Origin of the sequence: Sphingomonas panaciterrae (genome assembly GCF_036890205.1) — a bacterium.
GTDB classification, from domain to species: Bacteria; Pseudomonadota; Alphaproteobacteria; order Sphingomonadales; family Sphingomonadaceae; genus Sphingomonas; species Sphingomonas panaciterrae.
In genome coordinates, this window is record NZ_JAKNQR010000004.1 from 32,127 (window position 1) to 57,209 (window position 25,083).

Sequence of the window (25,083 nt, forward strand, 5' to 3'; positions counted from 1 at the left end):
AAAGACGGGAAGGCTGGCAGCCCAGCCACCTTCGCCGTGACGCCGGTGCCGGGGCCTTCGGGTGGATGGACGCGATGCGCTGCGTTCTCGCCACCGCCGTCGCGTTCGCGCACGCATGGTATCTGCTCATCGAGGATTTTCGGCAGCCCGCGTCCGTGCCCGCGACCGCCGGGTATCTTCTCGCAGGCTATTCGCACGCATGCGTCATCCTCTTCTTTGTCCTGAGCGGCTTCTGGATCACGCGCAGCGTGAGCCGGCGGCTCGATCGCGGCTGGCGCTGGCAACCCTATCTGATCGACCGCCTCTCGCGCCTCGGCATCGTGCTGGTGCCCGCGCTGGCGCTTGGCGGCGTGCTCGACTGGATCGGACTCGAACTGCTCGGCTCGACCACCCACCGCGGCCTGACCGACACCTACGTCATGCGGCCGGACCTCCCCGACACGCTCGGCTGGCGCGCGCTGATCGGCAACCTCCTCTTCCTGCAGACCATTCTGGTGGCGCCGTTCGGCAGCAACGGGCCGCTCTGGAGCCTGGCGTTCGAGTTCTGGTTCTACATCTGGTTTCCCGCGCTGGCGGTCAGCCTGCGCTCCCGCCGGCCGTCGCCACTGCTGATCACCGCCGGCCTGATCGCGTTCAACCCACATCTGGCGATCGGCTTCGGCTGCTGGCTCTGCGGCACGCTGCTCCACTGGGCGAACGGCGAGCGGGACGCGAAGGCGCCTCCGCCGCGCGGCTGGCTGGTCCTTTCCGCGCTGATGTTTGCCGCGATGCTCGTCGTCGTGCGGCTGCGCGGGCTGGACGGCCTGGAGCTGCCGCTCGCCGCGGCGTTCGCGGTCCTTCTCCACACGCTGATGCGCGTCGATCCGGCCCTGCCTGCATGGGCCCGGCCGCTGGCGTCCTACGGTTCGAAGGCGAGCTTCTCGCTCTACGCTGTCCACTTCCCGCTGCTCGCGCTGATGGCCGGCATCGTCATAAACGAGCAGCGCCTGCCACCAACGACCGTCGGTATGGCCATGGTGGCTGCCGCCGTCTCGATCACCGTCGCGTTCTGCTGGGCGTTCGCCTGGTGCACCGAGCGCCACACCGGCCGTCTCCGCGACGCGCTGTCGCGCATGCCCCGGCAGCCAGCCCATCCCAGATCCGCTAGCGAATGAGCAAGCGCCCGCCTTTGCTGGATCGAGTGTTGTGGCTGCCACGCCGCTGCATTAAAACGGTCGCCATGTCCGGATCACACCCGTTCCGCATGCTTGCCTTGGCGCTCATCGGCGTCATGCTCGTTGTGCGCGCGGGCCCCGCGTGTGCGGGGATGCTCCAGCCAGTCCCGCTAGTCGCGCAAGCACGCGCCGATGCTAACATGGATTGCCATGGCATGGCTGGGTCCCATGAACGCAGCAAGGACGGCGATCGCAAGAACGTCCAGGCGACCTGTGGCGCCGCCTGCGTGGCCGTGCCCCCGATGTCACCTTCACCTCAGGCCTCGGCGCCTAAGCCTCCGGCAGCGTTGGAAACCGGTGGGCTGGTGATGGCCGGCATGAGCCTGGCGCTGATCCCGCCCCCTCCTCGAGCGTGACCCGCCGACTTCGCACACGAACATCGAGTTAGAGGAATATCACATGAACACGTTGAAGATCATGGGCGCCGCGTTGGCGCTGACCATCTCGGGCGCTGCGGCCGCAGCCACCGCCGACTGCTGCAGGGACATGGCCTGCTGCAAGGAAGGCGCGGACTGCTGCAAGGAGAAGGACGGCAAGAAGTCGGACTGCTGCCACGACATGAAGAAGGGCGGCGATCACGCCGGCCATGACATGTCGGGCACTCCGAAGAAGTGATCGGGGCGGGAGCGGCCATGCCGCCCCCGCAAATCAAGCCGCCCGCAATTGCGGGTGTCCGCCGGTGCAGCGGTGCGGCTCCACCGTGACGTGGACCAGTTCCTCGTGGATCGTCACCCGCGCGGCGTATTCGGCCGGTGACAGCGGCTGGTCGGCGACGAGCGAGACGATCGCTGCGAACTTGCCGGGGCCGACCTGCCAGACATGCAGGTCGGTGATGACCGCATCGCCGTCCTCTATGCCTTCGCGGATCTCCTGCTCGAGCCCTGGATTCGCGCTTGCGTCGACCAGCACCCGGCCGGTGTCGCGCAGCAGCCCCCACGACCAGCGGGCGATGACGACCGCGCCGACGACGCCCATCGCGGCATCGGCCCAGGTCCACCCGAGATAGCGCCCCGCGAGGAGCGCGACGATGGCCAGGACCGACGTCAGCGCATCGGCCAGGACGTGGAAGTAGGCGGAACGCAGGTTGTTGTCGTGATGGCCGTGCCCATGGGCATGGTGGTCGTGACCATGGTGGTCATGTCCGTGCGAATGCCCCTGGTGGTGATCGGCACCGAGCAGCCAGGCGCTGACGAGGTTCACGGCGAGGCCGAGAACCGCGATCCAGAGCGCTTCGCCATAGGCGATGGTCGACACCGCGAAGAGGCGCATGATCGACTCCGCCCCGATCCCAAGCGCTATGAGGGCCAGCACGAGCGCGCTTGCAAACCCGGCGAGCTCGCCGACCTTGCCGGTCCCGAAGGTGAAGCGCGCATCGGAAGCGTGGCGGCGGGCATAGCCGTAGGCGAGCGCCGCGACGCCGAGCGCCCCTGCATGGGTCGCCATGTGGAACCCGTCGGCAAGCAGCGCCATCGAGCCGGTGAGCCAGCCGGCGACGATCTCGACGACCATCATGGCGGCGGTGAGGACGACGACGTAGCGCGTGCGCCGGGCGTGATGGTCATGTGCGTCGCCCAGGAACACGTGTTCGTGCACATGCGCGCTGGTCTGATCGTGGTGCATGGGCTGCCCCGGGTGAAGGTAAAATTGACCGGCGCCTATACAGGCTCAGTCCGATCCCGAACAGTCGGGCGCCTCGATTGGGAAGCGGCCGGTGGCCCCCGCCGCAGCGGGGGCCGGGGGGTCACTGGGTGCGCTTGCCGCGCGCGCGCAGCCACGCGTTGAGCTGCCCGACTTCCCGCGTCTGGTCCGCGATGGTCTTCGTCGCCATCTGGCGGACCCGGGCGTCGCGGGTCTCGCGCAGCACGATGCGCGACATCTCGATGCCGCCGCGATGGTGCTCGATCATCTTGCGGACCCAGGTCTCCGTCGCGTCGGCGCCGACGGCGGCCATCATCTTCTCGTGCATCCGCATCTCGGCCGGCGGATATGGATTGGCAGGCGTCGCCTGCATCGTCATTCCGCCCGGTTGGCGGTGACCGGCATGGCCGCTCTGCTGCGCAACGGCGGTGCCGCCCGCGATGGCGGCGAGGGCGATGGCGCTCAGGACTGCTTTTCTCACACGAACTCTCCAGTTGCCCCGCTCATCCACCATACGCGGGAGCGCCGGCTACCCCTCCGCCCTGCGGCGCCTTCTTCTCGGCCAGCGCAGATAGAGCAGGATCGTCCCGGCGATCGCGAGCAGAAGCCCCCCGGCGGCGAAGGCCTTGAGCCATGGCGTGTTGAAGTTCTCGTGCTCGCTCCAGTCCATGATGTGGAGCGCCCAGAAGAAGTCGTAGAAGCGCCAAGTTTCGGTGCGCACGGCGGCGATCCGCCCGGCCTCGTCGACATAGACGCGCGTCGCATCCGGATCGGCGAACGCGACCTGCCAGGCGGGCAGCCGTCCCTTATACTCGGCGGTGTTGGCAGTGACTCGGGTCACCTCGAACAGGGGTTTCGGTCGGCCCGTGTAGGCGGCCGATGCGATCTCGCCCGCGGCCGGGGCACCGACCGCGGGAAGCAGCGCCCCGGTCAAGGCATCGTGAATCCGAAACGTGCCCGGCGCGGTCTCGATCTCGACGATCGGCCGATCGAGAAGCAGGCGATAGCGCGCGCTGCGTATTTGCGATCCCGCCGCGATCCGCTCCAGCGGGGCATAGGACCGCGTCGGAAGCACCCCGGCGGGTTCGCGCTGCACGAGATGCTCGCCACGCACGCGCTCGATCGGCAGCAGGCTCATCACCAGACCACTGGTGAACCAGAGCAGGAGCTGAACCCCCACGACGAGCGCCAGCCAGCGGTGAAGCCGGCTCGCGCCTATGTGCAGCTGCATCCTCGTGCTTCGCATTCGCCCCCCTTGACGTCAGGCGCGCCTCACTGGCGCGCAAGCATGCCCTTCATCTGATCGATTTCCTGCTGCTGCGAGCGGATGATGTCCTGGCACAGCGTCTTCAGCTCGGGGTCACGCAGCGACGCCTCGCGGCACATCAGGATCGCGCCCGAGTGGTGGGGGATCATCGACCGCAGGAACGCCGTGTCGCCGATCGTCGTCTGCGTGCGGATGAGCGCAAAGCTCGCGACGAACACGACGATCGATCCGACCAGCAGCAAGCCGTTGGCGCGCTTCGACGGGAACATGTGCGGCATGGCGACGATCATCAGCACGATCATCGGCGTGACCATCATCAGCGCCATGTAGAACATGTTGAGGTTGTTGTAGAAGCTCGACAGGCGGTCGATCATCACGAACATGACGAAATACATGATGATGCCGCCGACCAGCGACTGCACCGCGAGGTTCACATAGGGGTTCTTCATCCGGCTACTCCCTGCTGCCCGCTCGCCCCCCGGCCAATCAGAACCAGGCGCGAACGCCCGCCACCACGCTGAAGCCGCCGGTGCCCTCGCCCGCGGCGCGGGCATAGCGCGCCGTGTCGCCGAGCCTGCGCTCCCAAGACACGCCGACATAAGGCGCGAACTCGCGCTTGATCTCGTAGCGCAGCCGCAGCCCGGCTTCCGCGTCCGTCAGTCCGGACCCCAGGCCGCTGGAGCGCACGTCCTGCGCCGACAGGTTCAGCTCGACGCGCGGCTGCAGCACGAGTCGCTGGGTGATCCGCTGGTCGTAATAGCCTTCCAGGCGCCCGAACACGTCGCCCTTGTCGGACAGGAACAGCGCGCCCTCGACGTCGAACCAGTAGGGCGCAAGCCCTTCGAAGCCGACCGTGGCGTAGGTGCGGTCCGGGCCGGGCCCGAAGTCCTGGCGGACGCCAGCCTGCAGGTTGAAATAGGGCCCGACGGCCCGGCTGTAGAGCGCCTGCACCTCGCCCTCGGTATTCTCGCGGAACGTCCCTTCGCCCTCGCTCTTGATCGTCAGGCGGTTGATGTCGCCGCCATACCAGAACTCGCCGTCCCACCTGTAGCCGTCACGGCCGTCGCGGAACTGCACCTCGGCAAGGTTCAGCATCAGCTGCGAATACGACATGCCGCCATGCTCGCGGCGCAGTGCCGTCCGCGCGGGTGCCATCGCGTCGCGGCCCCACACGCGATCGGCGTAGTTCGCCTCCGGCGCAGCGGGCGCGGGTGCGTTCCCGGCCGGCAGCGCGGTGCCGCCCTTGCCCATGGGGGCCGAAGAGACGGCAGGCGCGGTCGCCTTGGGGGTGCAGTGACCCATCGCGGCATGCTCGGGCAGACAATCGGGATCGGTCGCGGCCGCAGCCGCAGGCGCAGGTGCAGCAGCCGCAGCGGGTGCCGACTGTTGCGCCGCCGACGTCTTGGGCGTGCAGTGGCCCATCGCCGCATGCTCGGGCGGGCACGAGGGATCGATCGGTGCCGCACCTGGGGCCGCCGCGGCGGATGATGGCGACGTTGAGGCACGCGGTGCCGGACGCGCAGGCGCCTTGACCGCCGGCTTCGGCTTAGCCTTCGGCTTCGGCCTCGCCTTCGGCGCGGGCTTGGCCGCCGCAGCCTTCGGCTTGGCGGCCACGGGCATCTTGCAATGGCCCATCGCCGCGTGTTCGGGCGTGCACTGGGCGGCCGAAGCCAGCAGCATGGCGCTGAGGACGAGGCTCATTTCGTATCTCCGTCGCGCGGCCGGACGGAGACGACCTGCATCATCCCGGCGTGCATGTGGTAGAGCATGTGGCAGTGGAACGCCCAGTCGCCGACGGCATCGGTGGTGACGTCGAACGTGGCGGTGCCGCCCGGCTGGACCTGGATCGTGTGCTTGCGCGGCGCGAACTCGCCATGACCCGTGACGAGCTCGAAGAAGTGCCCGTGCAGATGGATCGGGTGACCCATCATCGTGTCGTTGACCAGCGTGATGCGCACCCGCTCGTCCTTCAGGAACGGTATCGGCTTCCTGACCTCGCTGAGCTTCTCGCCGTCGAACGCCCACATGTAGCGTTCCATGTTGCCGGTGAGGTGGATGCGCATCGACCGGTCGGGCGCGCGCACGTCCGGGTTGCGGTCGACCGCCATCAGGTCGGTGTAGACCAGAACCTTGTGGCCGACGTCGTCGAGGCCCTGACCCGGCTCGCCCATCCGGTCGACCGGCATCGGCGAAATGGTCTGCACGGTCGGCGTCGTCTTGACCTCCGGCGCGACCGAGAAGTCGCGCATCGAATGATCCATGCCGCCCGAACCGTGGTCCATCGCGCCCTGCTGACCGCCGCCGGACGCAGCGTCGCCGGTCGGCTTGCAATGGCCCATGGCGGCGTGTTCCGGCGGACATGCCGGCGCCGCCGCGCCTGCCGGCTTGGCGGGGTCCATGGCGGAATGGTCCATGCCCGCCATCGATCCGCCGGATCCGTGATCCATGCCGCCCATGCCCATGTCCTTCATGTCGGCGAGCGGGCGGCGGCGCAGCGGCGGGACGGCGGCGGCCATGCCCGCACGCGGCGCGAGGGTCGCGCGAGCCATGCCGGACCGGTCGACGCTCTCGCCGACGATCGTGTAGGCGCGCTCGTCGGCGGGCTGGACGATGACGTCGTATGTCTCGGCGACCGCGATCTGCATTTCGTCAACGGCGACGGGGCGGACCGGCAGGCCGTCGGCCTGAACGACGGTCATCTTGAGGCCGGGGATGCGGAAGTTGAAGGTCGTCATCGCCGAGGCGTTGATAATCCGCAGCCGCACGCGCTCGCCGGGGCGGAAGAGGCCGGTCCAGTTGTCGCGCGGGCCGTGGCCGTTGACGAGATAGGTGTAGGTGCTGCCGGTCACGTCGGAGACGTCGGTGGGGTCCATGCGCATGGCGCCCCATTCCAGCCGTTCCTTGGCCGACTGGTCCTTGCCCGCGAGCAGGCCGGCCAGCGTCTGCTTCTGGAAGTTGAAGTAGCCGCCCTGCTGCTTGAGCTTCTTGAAGATGATGTGCGGGTGCATCTGGCTGTGGTCGGACAGCACGATCACGTGCTCGCGGTCCGACTGGATCGGGTCGACGCCCTTGGGGTCGATGACGATCGGGCCGTAGTGGCCGAGCTGCTCCTGCAGGCCCGAATGGCTGTGATACCAGTAGGTGCCCGACTGCACGATCGGGAATTCGTAGGTGAAGGTCGAGCGCGGCTTGATGCCGGGGAAGCTGACGCCGGGCACGCCGTCCATGTGGAACGGCAGGATGAGCCCGTGCCAGTGGATCGAGCTGTCCTCGTCGAGCGCGTTCTCGACGTGCAGCCGCACGTTCTGGCCTTCGCGCAGGCGGATGAGCGGGGCCGGCACCGTGCCGTTGATGCCGATGGCGTGGCTCTCGCGACCGTCGATCATCATCATCTGGTGCGCGATGCGCAGGGTGATGTCCTCGCCCGACACCGTCGGCAGCGGCTTGACGATCCCTGCGGATACCGACTGCGCCCAGGCGGGCATGTAGGCCGCGAGAGCGAGGCCGCCGCCGGTCAGCGTGGCACCGCGCAGAAGCTGGCGGCGATCGATGGTGCGCGTCATGGATGTTCCGGTGTCTGCCATAGGTGGATCTGCCTTCTGATACGCGCCGGACGCCCTTAGCCCTCGATCGTTCCAGCGCCCGTTCGGGCATGCCTCGCCGAAGCGGGGGCGCTCGTCGCACGCCCGGCTGGCGACGGCTGGCGCGGCGCGCTTCAGATCGGTCCGCGACGAGTGGCCGCGCTTCGGCCAGCGCCGCCGCGTCGATGCGAGGCGGATCGGGAGCGCCGTCCCGAGCGCGATCGCGCCGTCAAGCTGACGGCACCTGACTGCCAGTCCGGGGGGAGGGGCGGGGAAGAGCCTTACGAGAAGGAAAAGAGCATGAGCGAACTCGACCTGTCGGGTATCGACCCGCTGCGTCGCGGCGAGGTCAGGCGCCGGATCGGCGTGCTGGACCGCTATCTCGCCATCGAGCGCCCGACGCGCGCCGATGCGGAACGGCATGCCGGCGAGATCGGCATCGGCGTCGCCCAGTTCTACCGGCTGGCCAAGGCCTGGCGCCTCCACCGCAAGCCGCAGATGGTCGGGGCGGGAGAGCGCGGGCGGCCCAGGACGCGGCGCGACGGCGTGCCCGAGAAATCGCGGTCGATCGTGGTCGAGGTCATCGACGAACTCGGCGCGGATGCGAAGCTGGCCGACCTGCTCCGCGAGGTGGCGCGACGATGCGATGCGGCGGGCACCGTCACGCCCTCGCGCGGAGCCCTTTGGACATATGTCATGGACTCGCGCGCCACCAGCCCCATCCGGACCGACGAGCCGCGCCGCATCGTGGTTGGACGCGTATGGACCGAACTGCCCACGGTGCACGGCGACGGCACCATGTTCCCGGAAGTCGCGATCGCCATGCTGCTGCCCGAACGGACGATCACCGGCGCCGACGTCTCGCTGGATCCCGGCAAGCGCGCCAGCGCGGCGCTGGCCCTCGCCCGAGCGTTCGCGACCATGGACGATGTTCCCGCCGACCTGCAGGTCGAGGTCTCCGCCGCCGACCGCGAAGAGGTGCTGCCGGTGCACCTCGCGCGCCTAGGCCGGGAACCCGTGCGTGCCGGAAGATCAACGGGCTCGACGATCGTCGGCAACCTGGGCCGCACGGTCGGCGGGATGCGGATCCTGCACCGGCCGCACACCGCCAACCCGGATCGCCTGCTCGCCGCCCGCGCCGTCGCTCCGCTAGATCGGCACGCCGCAGCGGCGGAAGTGGAACAGGCGATCCGCCGGCACAATGCCGCGCTCAGCGGCAGCGCCGCCGCAGCCGGACCGGCCTAGTCGTGCTTGCCGCCCAGCGTCGCCAGCGCATCATACAGGTTCGGCGGCGGTTCAGCGGACCCCGCGCGGGCTAGGTCGATCGCGTCGTTGTGCGCGTCGGCCGCGCGGCGTAGCGCATCATAGGCGTCGGCCTCGGTCCAGGCGGTCATGTCGCCGTTCGCGGCGAGCGCCTCGCCTGCCAGGGTGCGCGTCGGCGTGAATGTCACCTTGCCGAGGCGCGGACCCAGCGTCCGGGCGATCATCCGGCCATAGCGCCGCTCGCCGCGCTCGAGGATGAAGTGGGTGTCGCGGAACCGGGCGTTCAGTTCGTGCATGACGCTCGCTATCCTGGCGACGTCCTCGCCTGCCGTGATGCGCATCACGGAGAACACGTTCGACCAGCGCCACCGCCCGCCCTCGCGCTCGATCGTCCGCAGCGCGTCATTCGCAGCCGCGTTGTGCCCCCAAACCACCGCCTCGATCGACCCGACGCCGACGCCCAGCACCGCGCCGGTGCCCGCATCCATGCAGAGGAAGCCGATGTGTGGACGTCCATCCGCGCGGGGCAGCGATGTCGCGACGCAATCGGACAGGATCACCTGGCCGAGCGGCATCGAGGAAGCGATCCGCCGCTGCTCCGCCTGCACGATCTCGCGCAGCTTCGTCGTGCCAGGCAGCTTCGCACCCTCGGGCAGGCGCGCGAAGCGAACCATCCTGTCGACCAGCGCGCTGGTCGACATGTCGCCGAACAGCAGGATCACCTGGCGCGCGGCGTCGGTCAACGCGTCGAGAACGTCGCTGCCGACCTTCGATTTACGCGCGCCCGCGCGCGCGAAGACGCCGAGCGAAGCAAGGGAGGGCGCGCCGCGCCACTCCGCGGCGATGCGGTAGAACCGGCTAACGCTTATGTCGCCGGCGAGAGAGGCGGCCGCCTCGACCTCCAATTCGCCGCGCCCTCCATCCCAGCGCCGCAGCGCCTCGAAGCGCGTCAGCGCCCTTGCCCTCTGCGACGGCGTAAGGCGCCGCCAGACGTCCGCCTCGACGGCCGCACGATCCTCAAAGGCCGCGACCAGCTCCGACGGAAGCGAAAGCTCGCGATCCTTGTCCGTTTCCATTGGCGCTCGTTAACCACCAAAGTCGCGATTGTCGAATAAAAACGCGAGAATTCTGTTGTTGCCCGGTCCAAACCGCATATATGCCACTTCCGAATAAGAATGCGACTGACTGAGTCGACGCGTCGGTGACGCTGCCGCTCCGTCACGCAGGTTGCGGAAGGCGTTGCAGATGTTGCGAGACGAACAGCGGATCGGGGATGCAGATTCCGAGCAGCCGGTGGCCGAGGCGAGCGGTTCGCCAAGTGTGGGTGCGGCGAGTGTCCCCACCTCGCGGCTCCCCGCCTTCATCCACGCGCATCCGCTCGCGCGCTGGAACCCCTCCCGGCGTCCTCCGCGCCACCCCGTCACGCGCGTGCCGCATCGGCATGCCGTCGCCGACCATCTCAACGGCGCCAAGGACCCTGCCGACTGGATCCTGATCGGCATCGAGGCCGCGGACGACCTCGGCATCGTTCGCACGGGCATGACCTACGACAAGGACTACGGGACGAGCGCCGGCTTCTTCGAGAAGCCGAAGCGCCTCCAGTTCTTCGAAGGGCCGAACGAACCGGCCGTCGCCGACCACCTCGAGATGTCGCCACGCTACCTCGACTTCCAGTTCCAGCCGCTCCGGCTGACGTTCCGCCGCGCGGACGGACGCGTGATCCACAAGTATCCCGACGTCGGGATCGAGTACGACGACCACAGCGTCCGCTTCGGCGAGATCAAGTCGGACGACGCGTGGTTCCAGGCGGAGGGCATCCGGAGGCCGCTCGAACGGATCGACATGGCGATGTCGGCCTCGGGCATGGACACGCTGCTCAGGATCAAGGGGACGATCTTCCGCAGGGACGAGGTGCTGAAGGCGCACGGCATCGCCATGGAGGCCCGCCTGACCAGCTTCGATCCGTCGACCGATGGCCGCGCCGCCCGCGCGGCCGTCATGGCCGCCGGCGGCCGAGCCCGCTATGCCGACGTCGTCGCCGCGCTCGGTGGCCAACGCGCGCACGCGGTCGACAAGCTCTACGCGATGCTCATGCGGCGCGTGGTGGACTTCGACCTCTCGTCTGAGCCGACAGCCGACACCGTCGTGACGGCGCCGCGACCCGCGAGCGCGTTCGCGCTGCGCGAGCTGCTCGCGCGCTTCCAGCGGCAGGCCGCCTGATGCCGAGCCCGCTCCGCATCCCCGCCGGCACCGTCTTCGCGCACGACGGCGTGCGTATCTCCTTCGTCGAGGAGGTGGACGACTTCGTCCTGCGTTTCGTCGTCGAAGGGACCGAAGACGAGTTCTTCGTCGAGGCGGCACCCGGCGTGAGGGTGCGCCCCACCGTCCAGTGGCTGCTGGACGAGTTCGCAGCGGGTCGTCTGCGCGAGTTCACCGCAAGCGAGGCGACGCTCTCGGAATGGCGCGGACGCTATCTTGGTTGGGACCGTACGGCCTGCCTCGCCAAGCAGCCCAGGGCCGTCCGCAAATACGAACTCGCGCTCGCAGCGCTCGTCCAGGGCAAGCCCAGATCCGCGACGGTGCTCGAGGACTTCGCCAAGGAGATGTATCCGGACGACGAGATCGCATCGGGCCGCTCGATCATCCGCTGGATGAACAATCTCGAGGACTTCGGCGAGAAGGTCGGCGTCATGATGAATCGCAGCGGCCGGGAGAAGGGCCGCTCGCCGCTGCCGCCGATCGTCGACAGGCTCGTGCATCAGGCGATGGCTCTCCACTGGTCGGTCGACGCCATCAAGAAGATGGACGCCTACGCGCTGACCGTCGCCGCCTGGCACCGGCTGAAGGAGGCGGGGGCCACCGGCCTGGGCGATGCCCCGCCGCACAAGAGCACGGTCGTGAACCGCATCAACAAGTGCGAGGACATGGAGGCCTGGACCTCCAAGCACGGGCCGCACGAGGCCAATCGGTATTTCCTCGCCTCCGGCGAGAGCATGCCGATCACCCGTCCGTTCCAGCTCGCCTACATAGATGGAACCGAGTTCGAGCAGGTGTGCCTGTTCTCGGCCGACGCCGAGATCCCCAGCAACAAGATGAAGATCGTGCAGACGATGGATGCAGCGGCGATCTTCGCCTACCCGACCAACCCTTTCAGTGGCCCCTACAGATCCGAGATGGGGATGTGTGCTCTCATGGGCGCGCTGACGCCGCCTGTCCTCACGGAAGAGGAGATGGCGGCCGACCCCATGCGCGTGCTGTTCTTCGGTCGCCAAGGCCTCCTCCGCGGTGACAACGACAAGGCCATTATACCGCCCTCGGCAATCGGTAACCTCGCGAGCGTCATAGGAAGGGTCGAGCTGGCGAAGAAATATGGACCCGACGAGAAGTCCAACCTCGAGAACTATTTCGGATGGTTGAAGCACCGGCTGGGTGGCGAGCCTGGAACCGTTCTGTCCGCCCGTAGCCGGCGGCGCTCGATCAGGCGAGATCCGATGAAAGAGGCGGCAATGACCCGCGCCAGCTTCGCACGTAAGCTGGAGGCGCTGCGCCTCGAATGGAACGACACCGGCCACGAGGCCATCGGGTGGCGGACACCGAATGAGGTGATGCTCGAGCACATCTCGGCACACCGCGTTCGCTTCAGCTACCCCAAGGACGTCCGGCGCAACCTCGCTCGCACCGTTCCCGGCGTGCTCACCACCGACGGCGTCGTCCACGACAACATCACCTACAGGTGGAACCGCGAGGGCGTGACGCGCACGCTGTCGAGCAACCTCGCCGCCCAGGCTTTCTCCAAGCGGTTGGAAGGCACCGCGAAATGCGACGTGTGGTTGCGGGTCTTCGACTGGAACCTCGACGTCATCGAGATCATGGACGAGGCAGGCAACGACTTCGTCGAGCTCTGGTCGGACGATCCCGACTACACCCTGTTCCTCACGCGATTCGAGCACAGGTTCCACCAGTCCTGCATGATCGAGGGCAGCACCGGCGCGCAGACGGCGGAGCAGCGCGCCCTACGCCGGGCGGAGTCCCTCCAGCAGCAGTGGGAGGATCTGCACAATCTCCCCTATGCCATCGCCAAGAAGGCAGGGGCGGTCCTCGAGCGTGCGGAAGTGCGCGCGAAGGCGCGCAACGTAGCCGACGACCCCGACCTCACCGACTTCTCCGCCTTCATGATCCCAACGGACCTGGGCGGCGCGCAGCGGGCGGACGTTCCGCTCGGTCCCACGCAGTCGCGCTCCGCAGACGGTCCTGACGATGCCACGGACACGCGCGCGGACATGAACCGTGGCCCGGCGGGCGACTGGGGCGGGCTCGATCCCGCGCCCCGGTCCAATCTCGACATGCTCGTCGCCGACCAAGAGCAGGAGGACCTGGACGGCGGCATCGACTGGGACGCGGACGATGACCGCCGCTCCGAGGATTCCTCCCCGGGAGATGATGCATGACCGACGCGAAAAAGGACCCGCTTGGCGTCCAGCCGCCACCCGTCCGCGGTGATTCCAAGCCGGTGTTCACCGATCCCGCCCGCAACGCGAGGGTCGAGGCGGTCGTCCCCTTCTTCAAGACGAACTATATCGAGCACGAGCCCCAGACCATCGTGGTGGAGCAGCTGCTCAGCTACCTCAAGTCCATGCAGTCGCTCCTCGGTGGGCCGATCGACGGCCGCTGCCTTTCCGAACACAGCAACGCCGGAAAGTCGCGCATGATCGAACATCTCGTTCGAATGGCGGCGTTGAGGCGGGCCGAGGCGGGGCTGCCGCCCAACCCGCACCAGATCCTGTGCATCGAGCTGGACAAGACCACGTCGGTCGCGACCTGGCTCCGCCGCATCCTCTACGAGATGGGCGACGACCACTGGAACGATCGCAACGCGAAGATCGAGGATCTCGAGGATCGCATCCTCACCATGTCCCGCAGACTGGGCGTCGAGGGGATCGTCGGCGACGAGGTGCAGCACCTCGATCGAAAGACCACTGATGCCAGGCAGGTCACCGACCGGTTCAAGACCTTCCTGAACCGTGGCATCCTGCCGCTCATTCTCGTCGGGGACGAGGACGCCGAGAAGTTCTTCGAGAAGAACGGCAAGTTCGCCTCCCGCCTCGGCACGCCGCTCCAGCTGAAACCGCTCGATCCCCGCGGTGACGCTCACGACAAGGAGCTCTTCCTCACCTTCTGCGAACGCCTCGACCAATCGATGGTCGACGCAAAGATCATGGATGAGCCGAGCGGCCTCGACAAGGCGGGCTTCCGCACGCAGCTCGTGACGGTCAGCGGCGGGCACGTCGGTCGCGTGTGCCGTGTCGTATGCGAGGCGGCGCAGCACGCGCTACGTCGCGGATCGCCCGTGATCGAGCGGCATGACATGAGCGTCGCGACCCGCGGTTTCGCCATGAAGCTGAAATGGGTGCTCCACGACCCGTTCTCGAAGCGCGGCGGCTCGTGAAGGTCGCCGACGCCCCGTTCAAGCGCCTGCGGTTCGAATACGTGCCCGATCCGCGCGAGAGCCTGGTCGGCGCGCTGGCGGCCGCCTGCCGGCAGCACCGACTCCACGATATCCCGACCGCACTCGAGGGCGGCGGCATCCAGATGCCGAGGACCGGTCTGATCCAATGCACCGGCCCCGACACGATCGAGCGCCTGGCCCGCATCATGCGCACCGAGTCCGAGAACCTGCACGCGATCGCCTTCGCGCCGACGGACCAGAGGAGGCTCGTGGCGCTGGCCGACCTCCACGCGCCACGCAGGTTCTTCGACTTCGAACGTCGGCGGATCGCCCCCCAGTCGCTGCAGGCCAAGCCGTATCACCGCAGCGATTGGCTGAATCGCCTGCTGCCCTACTGTCCCGAGTCACTGGAACTCCTCGTGGACGTCTGCCCGGTATGCGGTCCGCTCGGCTGGCGGCATACGCGTGGGATCGCGGCCTGCGAAAAGTGCGGCGACCCTATCCCACCGTCCAGCGAAGATCCGCTGCCGGTCGCATCGGCCGACGACTACCGCCTCTTCGCCGACCTCATGTCGCGCAATCCCGACATCGGCCAGAATGCCGTGCAACAGCTGCCGGATGCCATGCAGGCGTTCTCCCGCACCGCCCTGGTGAACGTGGCTCTCAAGGCCGCCGTCATCAGCAGCCTGGAATTCAGCGGCCGCGGCGTGGACAGGCTGCTCTCAGCTGATGCCGCCATTGTTGCCGACGTGGTCGGGCGCGGCGCCGCCCTCCTCAGGGGCTGGCCGGCTTCGATCCGTTCGTTCACCGACGCCAGGCTCGGCGAGATCGCGGGGAACGTGGCCGCCTACGACGCGATGCGGCGCGACATCCGATGGATCGCGCAGCGTTCGGTGGCTGAGGAGCAGCAGCTCGTCGCCATGGCGTTCCCCGACATTGACGGCCGCAAGGTCAAGACCTTCGCGAAGGACGTCCGCTACTACACGGCGACGGAGACCAACACGTTGCTGTGGACCTCGTCGCGGCAGCTCGAACAACTCCGCAAATCCGCAGCCCTGAGATGGGAGGAACTGCCCGGCGGCCTGCGCAAGCGCGTGCGATACGACGCGGACGACGTCGATGAACTTCGGCGAATTCTGCGGAATTCGGTATCACCCGAAGCGGTCGGTGCCCGGTTCGAACTTCCTGTATACGCGATCGGGCAGATGATCGCGCTCGAACTGCTCGAAGCGCACGACCATGCGGGCGCCGTGATCCTGCAAGGGCAGCAACTACGCACCGGGTCGGTCGACGACTTTGCCCGCCACCTCCATGCCACGGCGATTCGCCAGACACCACCTGCCGGTTTCGTTCCCCTGCGCAGCGCCATGATGCGGTTCCCTGGCGAGAAGCCGTGGGCACGCGTTCTCAAGGCCATGCGCGACAGGCACATCCCGTTTTACGTAGAAGGCACCCAGGGTGCGACCACGCGCAACATGCACGTCAATCCCGCGAGACTGCCGCGCGCACCATTGTCACAGACCGAGCGCGGCGACGAGATCTTGATTCTGACGCATGTCGCGATCCGAGATGCCTGCGAGATCCTGGGTCTCGGCTTCGAGGAGACGGCGAACGCTACTGCGTCGGCCAAGATCGAGATCATCCGCAGGAAGAAGGGAAAGGGCGTCGCGAGAGACGACCTCGTCAACCTGGCAGCATCAATCGCGTCTACCGGGGAGGCGGCCGCCTTCTCGAACAGGAACGCAGTGGAACTCTATCATGAGTTCAAGCGCCTCGGCGTCACTCGCCTTCACGACGCATGGTGCCGCCGGTCGCTCGTGGAACTCGGCCTAGTCAACGACATGTGCCGAACGCTGCTCGATCGCTGCCGCGGCGACGGCGACGGCGACGCGCTTGCGCCAGACCTATAGAACATGCACCTATCAGCAGGTGCGGCGACCTTCAGACTTTTAGCTTTATGACAAAGTTAAAGCGCCGCAGCGTCCGCAGCGCCCTCCTCGCGCCGTTCCGGCGCTCAGTCGGCCTGCACCTCGTGATCGGGGCGTCCCGTGGCCTCGAACGTGCTCACATTGCGGATCGTGGTCTCGGCGATGCTGGTCATCGCCTCCACGGTGAAGAACGCCTGATGCCCGGTGACCAGCACATTGGGAAAGGTGAGCAGCCGCGCGAACACGTCATCCTGGATCATGCTGTTGGACTGGTCGGAGAAGAACATCCCGTCCTCCTCCTCATAGACGTCCAGCCCCAGCGTGCCGATCGCACCCGATTTCAACCCGTTGATCACCGCGCGCGTATCGATCAGCCCGCCGCGGCTGGTGTTGATCAGCATCGCGCCGCGCTTCATGCCGGCAATCGTCGCATGATCGATCAGGTAATGATTGGTCGTGGTCAGCGGGCAGTGCAGCGTGACGATATCCGATTCCCGCAGCAGCTCCGGCACCTCGACATAGCTGCCGCCCAGCGCCTCGAAGGCCGGCTGGTGCACCGGATCGCTTGCCAGCAGGCGACACCCGAACCCGGCGAGGATGCGCGCGGTCGCCAGGCCGATCAGGCCGGTCCCGATGATCCCCACCGTCCGCCCCTGCATGTTGAACCCGATCAGCCCGTCGAGCGCGAAATTGCCCTCCCTCACCCGGTCTCGCGCGCGATAGATCTTGCGGTTGAGCGACAGCATCAGCGTGACGGTATGCTCCGCCACCGCCTCGGGCGAATAGGCCGGGACGCGCGCGACCACGATCCCCAGGGCGCGCGCCGCCGCCAGGTCCACGTTGTTGTACCCGGCGCTGCGCAGCGCCACCAGCCGCGTCCCCCCGTCATGCAGGGTCGCCAGCGTCTCGGCATCGAGGTGATCGTCGACAAAGGCGCAGACGCACGGCGCCCCCGCCGCGAGCGTCGCCGACTTGGCCTCGAGCCGTGGCTCCAGGAAGGCCAGTTCGTGCTGGTTGCCCAGCCTTTCGTTGGCCTGCGACAGGAACGTGCGGTCGTACGACCTGGCGCTGAAAACCGCGATCTTCACCTGTCATCTCCCTCGGTTCGTGATCGTCGACGTGCGGACCGCACGGATAGCAGCACGCCCAGCGGCACGGCACAACCGCGTGATCGGCACGATGCCCGCACGCCGGGGCGGCCGAAGGGGGAGCGCTTTACCACACCATGCGTTGGAATGACGGCGACATCCGGGGAGAAGCGGGTGATGATGGCAGCGATCGCACGGGCAACCCGGCGCAGGACAAGCGCCAACGGCTGCGCGGCGGCGTCTTGACGGACGCGGGAAACGATCACGCGTGGCACGCCCTGGCCGCAGAGGACGTCTGCGCCACGCTTGAAACCGGCCCGGGCGGGCTTTCTCCGGACAGCATCACGGAGCGCCGGCAACGCTACGGCCGGAACCTCCTCCCCGCCCCGCCTCGCCGCAACCCGCTCATGCGCTTCCTTGCGCAGTTCAACAACACGCTGATCTACGTCCTGCTCGGCGGTGCGCTGGCCGCTTCACTGCTCGATCATGCCATCGACGCCGCGGTGATCATCGCGGTGGTGCTAGCCAATGCGGTGATCGGCTACATCCAGGAAGGCCGCGCGGAGCGTGCGCTGGAATCGTTGAAAGAACTGGTCGCGCCCCATGCCTCGGTCCTGCGTGAGGACCACCGCGTGACCGTGGAGGTCGCCGATCTGGTGCCCGGCGACATCGTGCTGCTGGAGGCAGGCGATCGCGTCCCCGCCGACCTGCGCCTGATTGAAACACATCGCATGCTGGTGGACGAGGCACTGCTGACCGGCGAATCCGTCACCGCGGGCAAGGACGTCGCGCCGCTTCCCGCCGACGCCCCGCTTGCCGACCGGCACAACATGGCATTCTCCGGTACGCTGGTCGCCGCGGGCCAAGCGACGGGCGTGGTGGTCGCGACCGGCGTCGCGACCCAGATCGGCCGCATCAGCACGATGATCCACGCCGTCACCCCGATGGCGACGCCGCTGCTGGAACAGATCGATCACTTTGCCCGGCGCTTCACCTGGTTCGTTCTGATGGGCGGCGTCCTTCTGTTCGCCTTTGCCGTTGCCGTGCGCGGCTATGACTGGATCGACGCGTTGATCGCGGTGGTGGCGATCGCAGTCGGCATCGTGCCGGAGGGGCTGCCCGCCGTCATCACCATCACGCTGGCGATCGGCGTGCGACGGATGGCGCATCGCCACGCTGTCATTCGCAAGCTGCCCGCGGTCGAGACACTCGGCGCCACCTCCGTCATCTGCACCGACAAGACGGGCACACTGACGCGCAACGAAATGACCGTCCGCTCGGTGATCGCCGCCACGGGGCAGTGGTCGATCACCGGTGCGGGCTATGATCCCGCCGCCGGCGAGGTGCGCGGCACGCCCGCAATCGCCGCGGCGGGGGCGGAGCTTCTGTGGTGCGCGCAACTGTGCAACGACGCGGAGCTGCACCAGGAGGACGGCGAATGGCGGGTCGAGGGCGATCCGATGGAGGGCGCGCTGCTCGTCCTGGCCCGCAAGGCCGGGGAGCATGTCGATGCGGTACGCAGCAGCTGGCCGCGCTGCGACTCCATCCCCTTCGATGCGGCGCATCGTTTCATGGCGACGCTCCACCAGGATCCCGATGGCGGCCGTGTCGCCTATATCAAGGGCGCGCCGGAAACATTGTTCGGCATGGCGGCGCCCGGGCTCGACATCAACCGCTGGACGCAGCGCGCGGCCGACGCCGCTTCCTCGGGTGAACGTGTCCTCGCCTTCGGCATGAAGACCTTTGCCGACGATCACGGCACCCTCACCTTTGATGATGTCAGGAGCGGGATCACCTTCCTCGGCATCATCGGCTTCATCGATCCACCGCGTGACGAGGTCGCGTCGGCAATCGCGCAGGCGCGTTCGGCCAGCATCGATGTGAAGATGATCACCGGGGATCACGCCGCCACCGCGCTCGCCATCGCGCGCCAGCTCGATCTCGCGCCCGATCCGCGCGCGCTGACCGGCGTCGAGATCGAGGCGATGGACGACGCGACGCTCGCCGCCAATGTGCGTGACACCGCGGTGTTCGCGCGCACCAGCCCGGAGCACAAGCTGCGCATCGTGCGCGCGCTCCAGTCGCACGGGCTGACCGTCGCGATGACCGGCGACGGGGTCAATGACGCGCCCCCGCTCAAGCAGGCCGACGTTGGGGTCGCCATGGGCATCAAGGGCACCGCTGCGGCCAAGGAAGCCGCAGAAATGGTGCTGCTCGACGACAATTTCGCCTCGATCGTCAGCGCGGTGCGCGAAGGGCGCACCGTGTACGACAACATCCGCAAGGTGATTACCTGGGAAATCCCCACCAACGGGGGGGAAACGCTCACGGTCGTCCTCGCCATCATCCTTGGCTTTGCACTGCCGATGACCGCGACGCAGATCCTGTGGATCAATCTTGTGCTGTCAATAACGCTCGGCCTCGTCCTGGCTTTCGAGCCGTCGGAGCCCGGCGTGATGCAGCGAGCGCCCCGCCGTCGTGACGCGCCGCTGCTTTCGCCTTTTCTGTTATGGCGGGTCGTGATCGTGTCGATCCTGTTGGCGATCGCCACGCTCGGCATCTTTTTCTACACGCTGGATCAGGGGCGAGGGCTTGAGGTCGCCCGCACGATGGTCGTCAACATGTTCGTCGTTGGCGAAATATTCTACCTGTTCAACGTGCGTTACCTTCACCTCACGTCGTTCAGCTGGACAGGCGTGCTCGGAACGCCGCTGGTATTGTTGTCCATTGCCGTCCTGGTCGCGCTGCAATTGTTGTTCACCTTCGCACCATTCATGAACCGCGTGTTCGGCAGTCGTCCGCTGACCCTGGTCGATGGCATGATGATCATTGCCGTCGGTGCCACGCTGATGATCGTGCTGGAACTGGAAAAGCTGCTGATGCGGCGGCTCGGCTGGTTCTCCGAACTGCGCGATTGATCCCTCTTGTCGAGCCCGAACACTCGACGGCCTGAGGTAAGACGGAAACGCTGCTTTTCTCTATTACCGCAGGCCGATGCACGATCGGTGTTTATTCTTGCGTCTTGACCGGCTTACGGCTCCAATCGCCATGACCGACGTTATGCTGCACATGCGCATGTCCAGCGCGCTGCCGCAAAGCTGATCCAACAGGAGAATTACTGTCCATGTCGGACAAGATTGAAATGGGCGTGTCCCGCCGCGGCGTGCTTGCCGGCAGCGCCGCCACGGTCGCGGTCGCTGCCACGCCGGCGCATGGTGCGCCCCTCTCCCCGCCCAGGAAGCCGGAGGCGCCGATGATGCCCGTCCGTTTCACCGTGAACGGCGAACCGCGTTCGCTGACGCTCGATCCGCGTACCACCCTCCTCGATGCATTGCGGGAGCATCTCACGCTCACCGGCACCAAGAAGGGCTGCGATCATGGCCAGTGCGGCGCCTGCACCGTAATCGTCGATGGGCAGCGGATCAATTCCTGCCTCAGCCTTGCGGTGATGCACGAAGGCGACGCGATCACCACGATCGAAGGGCTCGGCACGCCGGAGAAGCTGCATCCGATGCAGGCCGCCTTCGTGAAGCACGACGGCTATCAATGCGGCTATTGCACCCCGGGGCAGATCTGCTCCGCGGTCGCCGTGCTGGAGGAGATCAAGGCCGGCATTCCCAGCCACGTTCAGGCGGACGTTGCCCAGCGTCCGGGCTTCACCACCGTTGAAATGCGCGAACGGATGAGCGGCAACATCTGCCGCTGCGGCGCTTATTCCAACATCGCCGATGCCATGGCCGAGGTCGCTGGCGCTGACGTTGCGGAGGCAAAGGCATGAGGGCGTTCACTTACGAACGGGCGACCGATCCCGTCGCCGCCGCGCGCATCGTCGCGACGAAGCCGGGGGCAAAGTTCATCGCCGGCGGCACCAACCTCCTCGATCTGATGAAGATCGAGGTGGAAACACCGACCCATCTTGTCGACGTGCAGGATCTCGACCTGGACCGGATCGAGGCGACGCCCGAGGGCGGCCTGCGCATCGGCGCCTTGGTCAGCAACACCGCGCTCGCCGCCGACGATCGCGTACGCCGCGATTATGGCGTGCTGACCCGCGCGATCGTTGCCGGCGCCAGCGGCCAGCTGCGCAACAAGGCGTCGACCGCCGGCAATCTGCTCCAGCGTACGCGCTGCCCGTATTTCTACGACGTCAACATGCCCTGCAACAAGCGCAAGCCCGGCTCAGGCTGCGCCGCGATCGGCGGCTATTCGCGCCAGCTTGGCGTCATCGGCGTGTCCGACAAATGCATCGCCACCTTCCCCGGCGACATGCCCGTGGCGCTCCGGCTGCTCGATGCGGTGGTGGAAACGGTCGACCCGCAGGGGCAGCGCCGCTCGATCCCGATTGCCGATTTCCATCGCTTGTGGGGCGACCGGCCGGAACAGGATACGGTGCTCAGTCGCGGTGAGCTGATCACTGCGGTCACCCTTCCCGCCCCGCTCGGCGGCAAGCATTTCTATGAAAAGGTGCGCGATCGCGCCTCCTACGCCTTTGCCTTGGTCTCGGTCGCGGCGGTGATCCAGCCCGATGGCACCGGCCGCGTCGCCTTTGGCGGCGTCGCGCCAAAGCCGTGGCGCGTGGAGGAGGCGGAGGCGCTGCTGCCGCAGGGCGCGGCGGCTGTTACCGCGCGCGCCTTCCAGGGCGCCACCCCCACCAAGGACAATGCGTTCAAGCTGCCGCTCGCCACGCGCGCGCTGGCTTCCGTGATCGCTCAAGCGAAGGCCTGATCCCATGAAGTTCGAAACTGCCGAGGGTCAGAACCCGATCGACCGCCTGAAGGTCGTCGGTCGTGCGCACGACCGTATCGACGGCCCGCTCAAGACCAGCGGCCTTGCGCCCTACGCCTATGAGCATCACGAGGGGATCGAGAATCCGGCCTATGGCTATATCGTCGGCGCCGGCGTGGCGAAGGGGCGCATCACCCGTATCGACACCGCGGCGGCCAAGGCCGCACCCGGCGTCATCGCCATCGTCACCGCGGCCGATGCAGGCAAGCTCGGCAAGGGCAAGAACAACACGGCGAAGCTGCTCGCCGGCCCCGAGGTCGAACATTACCATCAGGCGGTCGCGCTGGTGGTGGCCGAAACCTTCGAACAGGCGCGTGCCGCAGCCGGTCTGGTACGGGTCGATTATGCCCGCGCGAATGGCCGCTATGACCTCACCGAACAGCTGAAGGTCGCGCCGCTCGTCGGCGGGTCGGGCGGCCCGAACAGCGGCAGCTCGCCGGTGGAGCGCGTCGGCAAGTTCGAGGAGGGGTTCGCCGCCGCCCCGGTGAAGCTCGACGCCCAATATCACACCCCCGATCACAGCCACGCGATGATGGAGCCACACGCCTCGATCGCAGTGTGGAACGGCGACGAGCTGACCCTTTGGACATCGAACCAGATGATCGCCTGGAGCAAGCGTGATGTCGCGCTGACGCTCAACATGCCGGAGGACAAGGTCCGCCTGATCTCGCCCTATATCGGCGGCGGGTTCGGCGGGAAGCTGTTCGTGCGCGCCGACGCGGTGATGGCCGCGCTCGGCGCGCGCGCGGCGAAGCGCCCGGTGAAGGTCGCGCTGCAACGCCCACTCATCGCCAACAACACCACGCACCGCCCCGCCACGCATCAGCGCGTCCGCATCGGCGCGATGAAGGACGGCACGATCACCGCGATCGCCCATGAAAGCGGCTCGGGCGACTTGCCCGATGGAGGCCCGGAGACGGCGGTGCAGCAGACCAAGCTGCTCTACGCGGGCCCCAACCGCATGACCGCGATGCGCCTTGCAGTACTCGATCTGCCTGAGGGCAATGCCATGCGCGCGCCGGGCGAGGCACCGGGCATGATGGCGCTGGAGATCGCGATGGATGAAATGGCCGAGAAGCTCGGCATGGATCCCGTCGCCTTCCGCATCAAGAACGACACGCAGGTCGATCCCGAGAAACCGCAGCGCCGCTTCTCGCAGCGCCAACTCGTCCGTTGCCTCACCGACGGCGCGCAGCGTTTCGGCTGGGACCGCCGCCAGGCGAAGCCGGCGCAGGTGCGCGATGGCCAGTGGCTGATCGGCATGGGCGTCGCCTCCGCCTTCCGCAACCACCTCAACATGACGTCGGGCGCGCGTGTGCGCCTGTCGCCGGACGGCATCGTGACGGTCGAAACCGACATGACCGACATCGGCACCGGCACCTACACGATCCTCGCGCAGACCGCGGGCGAGATGCTGGGCGTGCCGGCCGAGGCGGTGGTGGTGAAACTGGGCGATTCCTCCTTCCCCGTCTCGGCCGGGTCGGGCGGGCAATGGGGCGCGGCGAACTCGACCGCCGGCGTGTACGCCGCCTGCGTGAAACTGCGCGAGCAGGTCGCCCAGCGGCTCGGCTTCAACTCGGCCGATGCGGTGTTCGACGCCGGCCGAGTCACCAGCGGCAATCGCGCCGCCGCGCTGCGCGATGCCGCCGCTCAGGGTGAGCTGGTCGCGGATGAGAAGATCGAGTTCGGCAAGCTCGACGACGAATGGCAATTGTCGACCTTCGGTGCGCATTTTGTCGAGGTCGGCGTCAACGCCTATACCGGCGTCACCCGCGTCCGCCGCATGCTCGCGGTCTGCGCCGCGGGCCGCATCCTCAATCCCAAGGCCGCGCGCAGCCAGGTGATCGGCGCGATGACGATGGGCGTCGGCTCGGCGCTGATGGAGGAGCTCGCCGTCGACAAGCGCTTCGGTTTCTTCGTCAACCACGATCTCGCCAGCTACGAGGTGCCGGTCCATGCCGACATCCCGCATCAGGAGGTCGTCTTCCTCGACGAGGCCGATGACAAGGCCAATCCGATGAAGGCCAAGGGCGTCGGCGAACTCGGCATCTGCGGCGTCGGCGCGGCGGTGGCGAACGCGATCTACAACGCCACCGGCGTGCGCGTGCGCGATTACCCGCTCACGCTCGACAAATATCTCGACAAGCTGCCGGCGGTCGCCTGACCGGCGACGCTTCAGCGACGCGTGGCGGCGCTGCGCCGGGCCGGCAGGGCCTGGCGCACCGCTGGCACGATGCGGCGAACGATGATCTCAACCCCGCGCGCATTGGGGTGCCGCCCGTCCGCCTGGAACAGCGCCTGGTTGCCCGCCACGCCCTCCAGGAAGAACGGATAGAGCGGCACGCCATGCTTGCGCGCCAGCCGGGGATACAGCCCCTCAAAGGCACGCCGATAATCACTGCCAAGATTCGGCGCCGCGCGCATCCCGACCAGCAGCACCGGGATGTCGCGCCGCTTCAGCTCGGTCAGGATCAGGTCGAGGTTCTTCTCCGTCGCGGCGGGCGGCAGGCCGCGCAGCATGTCGTTGGCGCCCAGCTCGACGATCACCAGGTCCGGCTTGCGCTTCAACCCGCGCAATCCCCAGGCCAGCCTCGCCCGTCCCTGCGCGGAGGTGTCGCCGGCGACGCCGCCATTGCGCACCGTTACGTCGGGCATCGACCGGCGCAGCGCCGCCTCCAGCCGCGTCGGAAAGCCCTGCGCCGGTGGCAGGCCATAGCCGGCCGTCAGGCTGTCGCCGAACGCCCAGACCAGCCGCTCCGCCCGCACCGGCGTCGCCACCAGCAGCACGCCCGCGATCAGCAACGGGACGGCCAGCAATGCGACAGCCGGGGATTGGACAGCGGCCATCATCGCCCTGTATCCGCGCCATTGTG

At 67.6% G+C, this 25,083-nt stretch carries 20 protein-coding genes; 11 read left to right on the forward strand and 9 right to left on the reverse strand.

Annotation, left to right across the window (positions count from 1 at the left end):
• The first annotated feature begins 65 nt into the window (after positions 1-65).
• Positions 66-1,154, forward strand: coding sequence for an acyltransferase family protein (locus L8F96_RS11910; RefSeq protein ID WP_334656098.1), 1,089 nt, complete (start codon positions 66-68; stop codon positions 1,152-1,154).
• Between the two features lie 459 nt (positions 1,155-1,613).
• On the forward strand, positions 1,614-1,829 hold the full coding sequence (locus tag L8F96_RS11915; protein WP_125944782.1) for a hypothetical protein: 216 nt from the start codon (positions 1,614-1,616) through the stop codon (positions 1,827-1,829).
• A 33-nt stretch (positions 1,830-1,862) separates the two neighbouring features.
• On the opposite strand, the gene dmeF is transcribed toward L8F96_RS11915, so the two are convergent.
• From dmeF to L8F96_RS11945, 6 genes are all read right to left on the reverse strand, one after another.
• On the reverse strand, positions 1,863-2,834 hold the full coding sequence (dmeF, locus tag L8F96_RS11920; RefSeq protein WP_334656099.1) for a CDF family Co(II)/Ni(II) efflux transporter DmeF: 972 nt from the start codon (positions 2,832-2,834) through the stop codon (positions 1,863-1,865).
• 121 nt (positions 2,835-2,955) lie between these two features.
• A complete protein-coding gene (locus tag L8F96_RS11925) occupies positions 2,956-3,366 on the reverse strand; it encodes a DUF305 domain-containing protein (RefSeq protein ID WP_125944784.1) in 411 nt (136 codons plus the stop codon).
• A 15-nt stretch (positions 3,367-3,381) separates the two neighbouring features.
• A complete protein-coding gene (locus L8F96_RS11930) occupies positions 3,382-4,083 on the reverse strand; it encodes a PepSY domain-containing protein (RefSeq protein ID WP_125944785.1) in 702 nt (233 codons plus the stop codon).
• Between the two features lie 41 nt (positions 4,084-4,124).
• Entirely contained in the window at positions 4,125-4,568 is a 444-nt protein-coding gene (locus L8F96_RS11935) for a DUF305 domain-containing protein (RefSeq protein ID WP_066686856.1), read from the reverse strand.
• Positions 4,569-4,605: 37 nt separating this feature from the next.
• Positions 4,606-5,820: a copper resistance protein B gene (locus L8F96_RS11940; RefSeq protein WP_334656101.1), complete on the reverse strand. Its 1,215-nt coding sequence runs from the start codon at positions 5,818-5,820 to the stop codon at positions 4,606-4,608.
• Positions 5,817-7,682, reverse strand: a complete 1,866-nt coding sequence (locus L8F96_RS11945; protein WP_334656102.1) for a copper resistance system multicopper oxidase — start codon at positions 7,680-7,682, stop codon at positions 5,817-5,819. The genes L8F96_RS11940 and L8F96_RS11945 overlap by 4 nt, the downstream gene beginning before the upstream one ends.
• A 318-nt stretch (positions 7,683-8,000) precedes the next feature.
• Here L8F96_RS11945 and L8F96_RS11950 point away from each other — a divergent pair, with 318 nt between their 5' ends.
• Positions 8,001-8,945 carry a hypothetical protein gene (locus tag L8F96_RS11950; protein WP_334656103.1) on the forward strand — a complete coding sequence of 315 codons (945 nt, stop codon included), beginning with the start codon at positions 8,001-8,003 and terminating at the stop codon, positions 8,943-8,945.
• Here the strand turns inward: L8F96_RS11950 and L8F96_RS11955 are convergent.
• A complete protein-coding gene (locus L8F96_RS11955) occupies positions 8,942-10,039 on the reverse strand; it encodes a hypothetical protein (protein ID WP_334656104.1) in 1,098 nt (365 codons plus the stop codon). The genes L8F96_RS11950 and L8F96_RS11955 overlap by 4 nt on opposite strands.
• A gap of 169 nt (positions 10,040-10,208) precedes the next feature.
• Between L8F96_RS11955 and L8F96_RS11960 the strand changes: the two genes are divergently transcribed.
• Genes L8F96_RS11960 through L8F96_RS11975 form a run of 4 tightly spaced genes read left to right on the forward strand, consistent with a single transcriptional unit; the run spans position 10,209 to position 16,319 of the window.
• Positions 10,209-11,183 carry a hypothetical protein gene (locus L8F96_RS11960; RefSeq protein ID WP_334656105.1) on the forward strand — a complete coding sequence of 325 codons (975 nt, stop codon included), beginning with the start codon at positions 10,209-10,211 and terminating at the stop codon, positions 11,181-11,183.
• Positions 11,183-13,411, forward strand: a complete 2,229-nt coding sequence (locus L8F96_RS11965; protein ID WP_334656106.1) for a hypothetical protein — start codon at positions 11,183-11,185, stop codon at positions 13,409-13,411. Before L8F96_RS11960 ends, L8F96_RS11965 begins: the two co-directional genes overlap by 1 nt.
• Positions 13,408-14,409, forward strand: a complete 1,002-nt coding sequence (locus tag L8F96_RS11970) for a TniB family NTP-binding protein (RefSeq protein WP_334656107.1) — start codon at positions 13,408-13,410, stop codon at positions 14,407-14,409. The genes L8F96_RS11965 and L8F96_RS11970 overlap by 4 nt, the downstream gene beginning before the upstream one ends.
• Complete coding sequence (locus L8F96_RS11975; RefSeq protein ID WP_334656108.1) at positions 14,406-16,319, forward strand: hypothetical protein; 1,914 nt, start codon at positions 14,406-14,408, stop codon at positions 16,317-16,319. The genes L8F96_RS11970 and L8F96_RS11975 overlap by 4 nt, the downstream gene beginning before the upstream one ends.
• A 104-nt stretch (positions 16,320-16,423) precedes the next feature.
• Here the strand turns inward: L8F96_RS11975 and L8F96_RS11980 are convergent, their stop codons facing one another.
• Complete coding sequence (locus tag L8F96_RS11980; RefSeq protein WP_334656109.1) at positions 16,424-17,425, reverse strand: 2-hydroxyacid dehydrogenase; 1,002 nt, start codon at positions 17,423-17,425, stop codon at positions 16,424-16,426.
• Positions 17,426-17,562: 137 nt separating this feature from the next.
• Between L8F96_RS11980 and L8F96_RS11985 the strand changes: the two genes are divergently transcribed.
• The 4 genes from L8F96_RS11985 (at position 17,563) to paoC (ending at position 24,374) form a co-directional block, all read left to right on the forward strand.
• A complete protein-coding gene (locus L8F96_RS11985) occupies positions 17,563-20,343 on the forward strand; it encodes a cation-transporting P-type ATPase (protein ID WP_334656110.1) in 2,781 nt (926 codons plus the stop codon).
• Positions 20,344-20,549: 206 nt separating this feature from the next.
• Entirely contained in the window at positions 20,550-21,203 is a 654-nt protein-coding gene (gene paoA / locus L8F96_RS11990) for an aldehyde dehydrogenase iron-sulfur subunit PaoA (RefSeq protein ID WP_334656111.1), read from the forward strand.
• A complete protein-coding gene (locus L8F96_RS11995) occupies positions 21,200-22,150 on the forward strand; it encodes an FAD binding domain-containing protein (protein WP_125944798.1) in 951 nt (316 codons plus the stop codon). The genes paoA and L8F96_RS11995 overlap by 4 nt, the downstream gene beginning before the upstream one ends.
• A 4-nt stretch (positions 22,151-22,154) precedes the next feature.
• Positions 22,155-24,374 carry an aldehyde oxidoreductase molybdenum-binding subunit PaoC gene (paoC, locus tag L8F96_RS12000; protein ID WP_334656112.1) on the forward strand — a complete coding sequence of 740 codons (2,220 nt, stop codon included), beginning with the start codon at positions 22,155-22,157 and terminating at the stop codon, positions 24,372-24,374.
• 11 nt (positions 24,375-24,385) lie between these two features.
• Here paoC and L8F96_RS12005 read toward each other — a convergent pair whose 3' ends face one another.
• Complete coding sequence (locus tag L8F96_RS12005; protein ID WP_417158981.1) at positions 24,386-25,057, reverse strand: arylesterase; 672 nt, start codon at positions 25,055-25,057, stop codon at positions 24,386-24,388.
• Between the last annotated feature and the right edge of the window lie 26 nt (positions 25,058-25,083).

Bases quoted from the DNA above. Each gene is read 5' to 3' on its own strand.
- L8F96_RS11935 (WP_066686856.1), bottom strand. From the start codon at position 4,568: ATGAAGAACCCCTATGTGAACCTCGCGGTGCAGTCGCTGGTCGGCGGC.
- L8F96_RS12005 (WP_417158981.1), bottom strand. From the start codon at position 25,057: ATGGCCGCTGTCCAATCCCCGGCTGTCGCATTGCTGGCCGTCCCGTTG.
- paoA (WP_334656111.1), top strand. From the start codon at position 20,550: ATGTCGGACAAGATTGAAATGGGCGTGTCCCGCCGCGGCGTGCTTGCC.
- L8F96_RS11965 (WP_334656106.1), top strand. From the start codon at position 11,183: ATGCCGAGCCCGCTCCGCATCCCCGCCGGCACCGTCTTCGCGCACGAC.
- L8F96_RS11945 (WP_334656102.1), bottom strand. From the start codon at position 7,682: ATGACGCGCACCATCGATCGCCGCCAGCTTCTGCGCGGTGCCACGCTG.
- L8F96_RS11940 (WP_334656101.1), bottom strand. From the start codon at position 5,820: ATGAGCCTCGTCCTCAGCGCCATGCTGCTGGCTTCGGCCGCCCAGTGC.
- L8F96_RS11950 (WP_334656103.1), top strand. From the start codon at position 8,001: ATGAGCGAACTCGACCTGTCGGGTATCGACCCGCTGCGTCGCGGCGAG.
- L8F96_RS11960 (WP_334656105.1), top strand. From the start codon at position 10,209: ATGTTGCGAGACGAACAGCGGATCGGGGATGCAGATTCCGAGCAGCCG.
- L8F96_RS11915 (WP_125944782.1), top strand. From the start codon at position 1,614: ATGAACACGTTGAAGATCATGGGCGCCGCGTTGGCGCTGACCATCTCG.
- L8F96_RS11930 (WP_125944785.1), bottom strand. From the start codon at position 4,083: ATGCAGCTGCACATAGGCGCGAGCCGGCTTCACCGCTGGCTGGCGCTC.
- L8F96_RS11985 (WP_334656110.1), top strand. From the start codon at position 17,563: ATGCGTTGGAATGACGGCGACATCCGGGGAGAAGCGGGTGATGATGGC.
- L8F96_RS11925 (WP_125944784.1), bottom strand. From the start codon at position 3,366: ATGGTGGATGAGCGGGGCAACTGGAGAGTTCGTGTGAGAAAAGCAGTC.
- dmeF (WP_334656099.1), bottom strand. From the start codon at position 2,834: ATGCACCACGATCAGACCAGCGCGCATGTGCACGAACACGTGTTCCTG.
- L8F96_RS11910 (WP_334656098.1), top strand. From the start codon at position 66: ATGGACGCGATGCGCTGCGTTCTCGCCACCGCCGTCGCGTTCGCGCAC.
- L8F96_RS11995 (WP_125944798.1), top strand. From the start codon at position 21,200: ATGAGGGCGTTCACTTACGAACGGGCGACCGATCCCGTCGCCGCCGCG.
- L8F96_RS11970 (WP_334656107.1), top strand. From the start codon at position 13,408: ATGACCGACGCGAAAAAGGACCCGCTTGGCGTCCAGCCGCCACCCGTC.
- L8F96_RS11955 (WP_334656104.1), bottom strand. From the start codon at position 10,039: ATGGAAACGGACAAGGATCGCGAGCTTTCGCTTCCGTCGGAGCTGGTC.
- paoC (WP_334656112.1), top strand. From the start codon at position 22,155: ATGAAGTTCGAAACTGCCGAGGGTCAGAACCCGATCGACCGCCTGAAG.